The 8,928-nt window shown below is 55.4% G+C and carries 9 protein-coding genes and 1 pseudogene; 4 read left to right on the top strand and 6 right to left on the bottom strand.

What is annotated here, in order from left to right; all coding sequences use genetic code 11:
• Window positions 1-88: 88 nt before the first annotated feature.
• Together AC1DVH_RS21915 and AC1DVH_RS21910 are read right to left on the bottom strand one after the other, a co-directional pair.
• A pseudogene (locus AC1DVH_RS21915) lies at window positions 89-181 on the bottom strand (transcriptional regulator); the annotation flags it as partial.
• Window positions 182-244: 63 nt separating this feature from the next.
• Complete coding sequence (locus AC1DVH_RS21910; protein WP_477755572.1) at window positions 245-844, bottom strand: TetR/AcrR family transcriptional regulator; 600 nt, start codon at window positions 842-844, stop codon at window positions 245-247.
• A gap of 168 nt (window positions 845-1,012) precedes the next feature.
• Here AC1DVH_RS21910 and AC1DVH_RS21905 point away from each other — a divergent pair, with 168 nt between their 5' ends.
• From AC1DVH_RS21905 to AC1DVH_RS21890, 4 genes are all read left to right on the top strand, one after another.
• A complete protein-coding gene (locus AC1DVH_RS21905; protein WP_477755571.1) occupies window positions 1,013-2,113 on the top strand; it encodes an alkene reductase in 1,101 nt (366 codons plus the stop codon).
• A gap of 74 nt (window positions 2,114-2,187) precedes the next feature.
• Complete coding sequence (locus AC1DVH_RS21900) at window positions 2,188-2,976, top strand: SDR family NAD(P)-dependent oxidoreductase (protein ID WP_477755570.1); 789 nt, start codon at window positions 2,188-2,190, stop codon at window positions 2,974-2,976.
• A 96-nt stretch (window positions 2,977-3,072) separates the two neighbouring features.
• Window positions 3,073-3,942, top strand: coding sequence for an alpha/beta fold hydrolase (locus AC1DVH_RS21895; protein ID WP_477755569.1), 870 nt, complete (start codon window positions 3,073-3,075; stop codon window positions 3,940-3,942).
• A gap of 45 nt (window positions 3,943-3,987) precedes the next feature.
• Window positions 3,988-5,031: an NADP-dependent oxidoreductase gene (locus AC1DVH_RS21890; RefSeq protein WP_477755568.1), complete on the top strand. Its 1,044-nt coding sequence runs from the start codon at window positions 3,988-3,990 to the stop codon at window positions 5,029-5,031.
• Window positions 5,032-5,369: 338 nt separating this feature from the next.
• On the opposite strand, the gene AC1DVH_RS21885 is transcribed toward AC1DVH_RS21890, so the two are convergent.
• The 4 genes from AC1DVH_RS21885 to AC1DVH_RS21870 all read right to left on the bottom strand — a co-directional run.
• Entirely contained in the window at window positions 5,370-6,308 is a 939-nt protein-coding gene (locus AC1DVH_RS21885; RefSeq protein ID WP_477755567.1) for a carbohydrate kinase family protein, read from the bottom strand.
• Window positions 6,309-6,398: 90 nt separating this feature from the next.
• Window positions 6,399-7,058, bottom strand: coding sequence for a nucleoside/nucleotide kinase family protein (locus AC1DVH_RS21880; RefSeq protein ID WP_477755566.1), 660 nt, complete (start codon window positions 7,056-7,058; stop codon window positions 6,399-6,401).
• Window positions 7,059-7,270: 212 nt separating this feature from the next.
• Window positions 7,271-8,197 carry an ABC transporter substrate-binding protein gene (locus AC1DVH_RS21875; RefSeq protein ID WP_477755565.1) on the bottom strand — a complete coding sequence of 309 codons (927 nt, stop codon included), beginning with the start codon at window positions 8,195-8,197 and terminating at the stop codon, window positions 7,271-7,273.
• A 46-nt stretch (window positions 8,198-8,243) separates the two neighbouring features.
• On the bottom strand, window positions 8,244-8,928 hold a 685-nt coding region (locus tag AC1DVH_RS21870; protein ID WP_477755564.1), incomplete at its 5' end, for an ABC transporter permease subunit.

Raw genomic sequence — 8,928 nt, 5'->3', positions numbered from 1 at the left:
TTGATCTCTGCGCCGAGAAGAACACCCGCCTCTCTCGAATGAGATACAAGGAGGCCCTTATCGGGCCTTTTTTGTACTCAAACCAAACTCACTTGGTCAGCCAGGATTCGACGGTGTCGGAGCCATATGTCGCTTTCCACTCTTTCAAGGTTCGGTGATCCCCGTCCATTGTCTCAACGACAACATCTCTCGCAACACCTTCAATGCCCGGCCAAATGTTCAAGATCTGCCAGAAAGCGTCCATCTATGCGTTCCCCTGCGGCTCACTGACTGGCGACAACGGCAATGACGCAATTATCTCAGCGTGGCAAACCTCGAGTATTTCATCAGCCAGAGAAGAATCATCTGGGCAGGCGCGCGACAACATGACTGCACCGATTGCATGCGCCAGCATGTCGATCATTTTTGCCCGTACCCCATCCTGCGGCGCCTCTTGCCTCGCTTTGTACTTTACTTCGAGCGCTGCCAGCGTGCTTTCTACCCCGCTGGCAAAGGTGGCTTTCAACTCATCTGATTGACGCGCAGCGTCTCCACAAAGGGCCGCCATGGTGCAACCACTGCCCCTGCCGTCTCGGTGATCCCTCGACACATACAGATCGATGAACTCAGCAACCTCGAGACCTTCGGAACTGGTCAGCGAATGCGAAAGGCTGTTCGCTGCCGCTTCAGCCATCAAATCGGCCTTGGAGCCGAAGTGCTTGTAGAAACCGCCTTGCGTAAATCCGGCTGCTGCCATGAGTTCAGCCACCCCCACGCCATCGTAGCCACGCTCGCGAAACAGCTCTGAAGCCGTCTCAACGATGTGAGCTCTATTGGCGAGTGATTGCGCCTTGGTGATCTTCATTTCCTGCGCCTCTGCATCTCAAAGCAATGCCTCCATCATACTCTGATGTCGATCATAATCAAAAGCATTGACAGCTTTGAGTATGATCGACATCATAAATGTGCCAACGCGAATCTTCCCTGGCACGGCGCACGTCGCCTTTCATTAATCAACGAGTATGGAAACGATATGAACGATAAGACGTTATTTGAGCCGTACACGCTCGGCTCGCTGACACTTTCCAACAGAATCGTGATGGCTCCGCTGACGCGTAACCGTGCGGCAGAAGGCCTCGTCCCGAGCGAGTTCGCTGCAACCTATTACAGCCAGAGAGCCTCTACAGGCCTGTTGATCTCCGAAGCCTCGCAGATCTCGCAGCAGGGACAGGGCTACCAGGACACGCCCGGTATCTACACGCAGGCGCAGATTGATGGCTGGCGCAAGGTCACCGATGCTGTCCACGCAAAAGGCGGACGAATTTTCCTGCAACTGTGGCATGTCGGACGCGTATCGCACGTTGACCTGCAGGAGAACGGTGCCGCTCCGGTAGCACCCTCCGCTCTGCGTCCCGCGACCAAGGTGTTCGTCAACAATAGCTTCGTGGACGTTTCAGAGCCGCGAGCGCTTGATATCAGCGAACTTCCCGGGATCGTTAATGATTTTCGCCAAGCGGCGGCAAACGCCATCGCTGCGGGATTCGATGGCGTAGAGATCCACGGCGCAAACGGCTATTTGCTGGATCAGTTCGTCAAGGACGGTGCCAATATCCGCACCGATGCCTACGGTGGCTCGATTGAAAACCGCGCTCGCCTACTGCTGGAAGTGACGGCGGCGGTAGTAGCCGAGGTCGGTGCCGGACGCACAGGCATCCGTATATCGCCAGTTTCGCCAGCCAATGGTGTCTCCAGCAGCGAACCGCAGGCCCAGTTTGACTACATTGTCGACCAACTCGATGCCTTGGGCATTGTGTACCTCCATGTGGTCGAAGGCGCGACTGGCGGGCCGCGCGATGTTGCGCCCTTCGACTTTGGTTCTTTGCGCCAACGCTTCAAAAACACTTACATCGCCAACAATGGCTACGACGTGAATCTGGCCACCTCTCAACTCAACGATGACAAGGCTGACTTGATCGCCTTTGGGCGTCCCTTCATCGGTAACCCGGACTTGGTGGAGCGCCTTAAAACCGCTGCCTCTTTGTCGACATTCGATCCTGCGACCCTGTATGGCGGCGGTGCAGAAGGCTACATCGACTACCCAACCCTTGCTGAGTCCAGTACCCGGCACGGCTAACAATCACGTCCGTGCACGTCCTCCGGACACCGCGCACGACTCGCCTATCGATATCCGAAACCGAGGATCAATTCATGAGCATCCCTACCACCGTTCTCATTACCGGCGCCTCCACTGGCATCGGCGCCACCTATGCCGAGCGCTTTGCACAGCGCGGGCACGACCTCGTACTGGTTGCCCGCGACAAAGGGCGGCTGGATGCTCTTGCAGCCCGGCTGCGTGAGAAACACAACATCACCATTGATGTTCTCCAGGCTGACCTGACCCAAATCAGCGATTTGACCACGGTCGAGGCTCGCCTGCGCGACGACGCCAGTATTGGCATCCTGGTGAACAATGCAGGCGCCGCACAATCCGGCAGCTTTATCGAACAATCCACCGACAGCGTTGCTCAGTTGGTTACGCTCAACACTACCGCACTGGTACGGCTTGCCAGCGCCATCGCCCCACGGCTGGCACAAGCCGGGGACGGAGCGATTATCAACATAGGCTCGGTCGTTGGCCTGGCACCGGAGTTCGGGATGACGGTCTACGGCGCGACCAAGGCGTTTGTACTGTTTCTCTCTCAAGGTATGAGCCTGGAGCTGACGCCCAAAGGCGTCTACGTGCAAGCCGTCTTGCCAGCAGCCACTCGTACCGAAATCTGGGAGCGAGCGGGCGTCGATATCAATACCCTCAGTGACATCATGGAAGTGGGTGATCTGGTCGATGCGGCGCTGGTCGGTTTTGATCGTCGCGAGCCAGTGACCATTCCACCCTTGCAGGACGCCGCGCGTTGGGATGCCTTGCAGGGTGCACGTCAGGGCTTGCTGTCGCAGATCAGGCAATCCGATGTCGCCGAGCGTTATCAAGCCAAGGCGTAATCATCGTGCAGCAGGCGCTGGTGCGCAGCACTCGATTTAAAAGCGCCTGCAACACAGTCTCACTTGCAGCTTTTCGACCCGCATCACGGGGCCAACATGAATATTCAAGACACAAAACTTCATCCCGGATCGCGCACGCCGTTCGTCAATGCAGCGAACCAATGGATCAAGGTCGAAGGAACAGCGTTCGCTTACCGTGACATCGGCCCCAAGGGTGAGTTGCCGCTCGTTCTGCTTAACCATTGGGGCGCAGTGCTGGACAACTTCGACCCACGGATCATGGATGGGCTCGCAAGCACCAGGCGCATCATCGCCACTGACTATCGGGGAATCGGCGCCTCGGATGGCACCGCCCCTGCAACGGTCAGCGAAATGGCAAACGATGCCATCGCTGTGATTCGTGCGCTGGGGTTTAAAAAGGTCGACCTGCTGGGTTTTTCACTCGGAGGATTCGTGGCCCAGGAAATTGCTCTGAGCGCCCCTGACCTGGTGCGCAGACTGATTCTGACCGGTACGGGGCCTGCTGGCGGTAGTGGCATCGACAAGCTCTGGTCAGTGTCATGGCCATTGATGCTTAAAGGYTTGCTGACGTTGCGCGATCCGAAGACCTACCTATTCTTCACCTCTACGGTCAATGGCCGGCGAGCCGCCAAGGATTTTCTGAATCGCCTGAAGGAGCGCAGGAAAGATCGCGACAAAAATCCAACACCAACCGCTTTTTGGCGGCAGTTGAAAGCCATTCACGCATGGGGCAGACAACCCCCACAAAATCTCGGTCGCATACAGATACCGACGCTGATCGCGAACGGTGACAACGACATCATGGTGCCCACGATGAACTCTACCGACTTGGCAAACCGGATCCCGAATTCACAACTGATCATTTACGAAGACGCAGGGCATGGCGGAATTTTCCAACATCATGCCGACTTCGTGGCGAAAGCAACGGCATTCCTGGATGCCTGAGCGTGTTCTGCCATTCCCATTTGAAACTATGAGAGTTGAATCAACATGAAGGCATTTCTAATCGACCGTTACGGCAAGCATAATGGCCGTTTCGCCGAGGTGCCCGCACCTGAGGTGGGTGCACATGACGTCCTGGTTCAAGTGCATGCCACAAGCGTCAACGTGCTTGATTCAAAGATCAGTACAGGCGAATTCAAACTGATCTTGCCGTACTCATTCCCGTTGATATTGGGCAATGACCTGGCTGGGGTCGTGGTCAGCGTTGGATCCGGTGTGCGGCGCTTCAAGCCAGGTGACGAAGTCTACGCGCGCCCTCCTCAAGAGCGCATAGGCACTTTCGCCGAGCTTATTGCGGTGGAAGAAAATGCACTCGCGTTGAAACCCGAAAATATCAGCATGGAAGAAGCTGCTTCCCTCCCCCTGGTCGCTCTGACGGCCTGGCAGGTGTTGGTTGAAACAGCCAGGTTGCAAAAAGGGCAGAAGGTCTTTATTCACGCCGGTTCCGGCGGTGTTGGCACCATCGCCATCCAGCTCGCCAAGCATCTGGGCGCCTTCGTTGCGACAACCACCAGCACAAACAATGTTGAATGGGTTAAAGCGCTGGGAGCGGACGTCGTCATCGACTACAAGAAGCAAAACTTCGAAAGCGTTTTGCAGGACTACGATGTCGTATTGAACAGCTTGGGCGCGGATGAACTGGAAAAGTCGCTCAGCATTTTGAAGCCTGGTGGCCAGCTCATTTCCATCTCGGGGCCGCCGACGCCGCAATTCGCTGAAGAGCAAAAACTGTTCTGGGGATTGGGTTGGGTGATGCGTTTGTTGAGCAGCGGTATCCGCAGAAAAGCTCGCAAAAAGGATGTCAGCTATGCGTTCGTTTTCATGCGTGCGAGCGGTGCTCAACTGGGTGAAATTACTGCTCTCGTCGAGTCCGGCATTATCAAACCGGTGGTCGACCGATCCTTCCCTTTCGAGTCAACAGCGGATGCTTTGAGCTATGTCGAACAAGGACGATCCAAAGGTAAGGTAATCATTAAGCTCACGGKAAGTTCGCTATCGCCAGGAGTATTGCCGACGGCGCAAACGGGCTGAAAACCGAGCAAAAAAAGGGCCCTTCACTGGCCCTTTTGTACTCAATCCAGATTCACTGGGTCAGCCAGGACTCGACGGTCGCGAAGCCGTGTTCTGCTTTCCATTTTTCAAGCAGGGGTAGCCTGGAGTCACAGTCCAGTCGTTACGCACATGCCCTCTCAAACACCTTCAATGCAGGCTCGCATTTGAACCCGGTGACTCCACTGGGTAGATCAATCGAGGCTCAATTGTTGGCGTATCTATCTCAAGAGGAGCCAGCGCGACTGGAAGCTTGAAGCGTCGTCGGCCCGACTTACCCACGTAGACTGCAGTGCCGACGAAACAATCCTGACCAGATATCAATCCAACTGATGCCGAAAAGGTAAGTCCGGCCCGGTTTTACCGCAGGTCAGGGCAGCGGCGCTGACGGCAAAGGTGAGCATTGCGTCGATCTGTTCACGGCCCAAGCGTTGCAAGCCCTCTACCGAATCCAGCTGCTGCTCGGTCAGCCAAGCGATCAATGCCGCCTGGAAGGTATCGCCGGCGCCCACGGTATCGACCATCACCACGGCACGGGCCGGCACCGACCAAGTGCCATGGCGGCGGCTGAAAACTGTCGCTCCCTGACCGCCACGGGTGAGGAATACCAGTTGGCAGCGGTGTTCCAGCCAGCCCTCGATCACGCTCTGCGCATCACGCTCGGGGTAGAGCAGGTTCAGGTCTTCGTCACTGACCTTGATCAGATCGGCATGTTCGACCAGAGCGCCGATACGTTCGCGCCACAATTCGATATTCGGCTCTGGGTTGAGTCGCACATTGGGGTCAAGGCTGATCAGGCGTTTGCCACTTTCCCGGCAGACCAGAGCCAGCAGGGTATCGGCAATCGGCTGCACCACCAACGAGAACGAGCCGATATGCAGCCCTCGCACCTCAGCGCCCAACTCAGGCAAATGCCCCGGCAACAGCTGACGATCAGCGCAGCCTTCACCGCGAAAGCTGTAATGCGGCGAGCCATCGGCACCAACGGCGACCATGGCAAGGGTGGTCGGTGCGTCGAAATCCTGAAGGTAGTCCAGGCGCACGCCCTCCTCCTGCAATACTTGCTGTAAACGCCGGCCCAGGTAGTCGGTGGACAACCCGGCAAACAGCGCCACGTCGATACCCAGCCGCCGCAGCCCGACGGCGACGTTGAACGGTGAACCGCCGGCAATGGCCTTGTAGTTTATTTTTGAAGCTTGAGCTCCGGGGTCGTTTTCACTAAAGAAATCGAACAGCGCTTCGCCACATACCAGATACATAGTCGTTTGCTCTTTAAAGGTTCGCTACAGGTTGTTGATAGCGTCAATAGGCCTGTTGATAGGCAGCCATGCTGGCTGCGACACTCTCGCTCAAGGAGAAGAAGTGGGTTCTTCATCTGTGATCGTGAAGTCAGCTCTACTGCTGGCCGAAATCACAAATTCGGCATTCGGAAGGTCGTTGCAACGAACTTTTTCATAGGAAGCAGACTCATCGAACCCGAATGATCGCCATCGATCAAGCAGTCGCGTCTCCAGGGTTTTACGGTCAACCTGCAGCATAATGGTGGTATCAAAACAGTCCCTTAAGGACGACCATGGGGCAAGATTCAATAGAAGGTAGTTTCCTTCTACGATGAGATATTTCACATCAGAGGAAACCAATCGTCCTGCGGCACGGGATATCTCCAGGTTACGATCGAATACTGGAACGGCAACCGTTGGTTCGTTGTTCGCACGAAGCCGCAGCAGCAGACTCCTGAAGCCACCCACATCGAATGTATCGGGGGAGCCCTTGCGGTCTAAAAGGTTCAAGGATCCAAGAACCGCGTCATCATAGTGAAAGCCATCCCCGGGAATGACCGCTGCACTCCCCGGCATAATACTATTAAGGGCCTCTACCAAGGCCTCAGAGACGGTGGACTTACCTGCACCAGGCGGCCCCGCTAGCGCAACGACAATTCGATTACCAGACAGAGACGTGACGTAGTCAAGTAGCTCTATGCTTACTATTGTGTTTGCGTTGGAAAACATGCCAGGTTTCTCGTCAGCAAGCGTTGCTCAGCCCCCCATACCGAGATACGTGAAGCTTGAACAATACTCATGGATACATAATGACAACAGGATCAGCAAACCTCTAAGAGGCCAATGACTGTTCGGCTACTGCGAGTACCTCGCAGCAGCCATTACCCGCATTCCAGATGTGGCTGGATACCCCTATGCCACCCGACTAAGCCGCCTATGAGTCATTGGTCAGCTTGCCAGCCTTTGTACTCCATAACATTAGTTCGGGTTACAAGTGAGGGTTGAAGCAGTACCGTTGTGCTTTCCAGGGATTTGCCATTCAGCAGGTCGTTACCCATCGTTACGGCCTGTTGTGCCTGGCCCCAAGGGGACTGAGAGGCAGAAGCCTGGATCTGTGTATCGCTTTTGAGTGCTGTCTCTATATCGGGAGCCCCATCCACCGATGCGATAATGATGCCTTTACGCTTGAGTTGTTTTGCTGCCAGGTCTGCACCTATGGCTTGGGGATCATTGATAGCGAACACCGCGTCGATTTTTGCAAAGCGAGTCAGGTCGCCTTGCATCACGCTGTAGCCACCTTCTCGCGAGCCTTTGGCATCCTGATTATCGGACAGTACCTTAATGTCAGGTGCCTGTGCGAAAACACTCTTACACCCATTGACACGATCCAGGACTGCTGAAGTCTGCGTACCATTCTGGATAATAACGTTACCCTTGCCACCAAGCTGCTCGGCAATGTACTGACAGACTATCTTGCCGGCTTCAACGTTATCTGTCTGTACCGTGGCGTTGGCACCCTGCACCATGACATCAACCCCCACAACCACTATGCCGGCCTTTCTGGCTTTGGCAATCGCAGGTGCAATCGCTACAGGGTCGACGGCATTGACAAGAATCAGGTTTACGCCCGCCGAAATGAAGTTATCGATCTGGGTGAACTGTTTGTTTAGATCGTAGTCGGCCGAAACTGAGGTGAATTTTGCGGCGGGGTTGATCTGCAATGCCTGCGCTTTGGCGCCATTTACCATCGCTACGAAATACGGATTTCCCAGCGAGCCAACGGTTATCCCGACGGATTTCAATTCTTGCGCTTGAGCGGTATTAAATGCCAGGAGTGCACAAGCAGCGGCCAATATTGTTTTTTTCATGAGCACAGTCTCTTATTGTTGGAGTATTAGAGGAGTTTTATAGAGTTCAGGTTCGTGCGCCGGTCTGCCGAAAACGATCGAGTGCTACCGCCCCGATGATGACGACGCCCTTGATGATGTATTGCCAGATATCCGAAACGCCCAGCAATATCAGACCGTTGGAAAGTGTCGCGATGATCAGGGCGCCAATCAGCGTACCGACGATGGTGCCGACGCCGCCGGTGAAACGTGTGCCACCCAGGATGACGGCGGCGATAGCGTCGAGTTCATAGGACTGGCCCATTTGCAGACCGTTGGCCGCCATCAAACGAGCGGAAGTCATGATGGCCCCCACACCTGCCAGCAAACCGGATATGGCGTAAACGAAGAGCAGGACTTTCCAGACCTTGATTCCCGATAACCGCGCGGCCTCAGGATTGCCACCCACTGCGTAAATCTGTACGCCTAAAACCGTCCGACGAAGAATGAGCCACGAAAGAGTCACCACTACCAGCGCGATGACAACCAGCCATGGCACCCCGAACAACGTATCGTTTCCAATGAAGGCAAATGACAAGTCGGGGTTGAACACCGTTTTGTCTTCGCCGATGAGGCGTGCGATCCCACGCATCGCCGTCAATCCGCCCAGTGTGACTATAAACGCAGGCAGCTTGCCAAAAGCGACCAATACGCCATTGACGAGCCCGAGCAACAGGCCGATTCCAAGCCCCGCAGGGATGGCCAGAGAGGAC

The organism is Pseudomonas sp. P4_C3, assembly GCF_056402075.1.
Note: the sequence above shows the minus strand (reverse complement) of the source record. Positions and strands in the feature narration are given on the sequence as shown.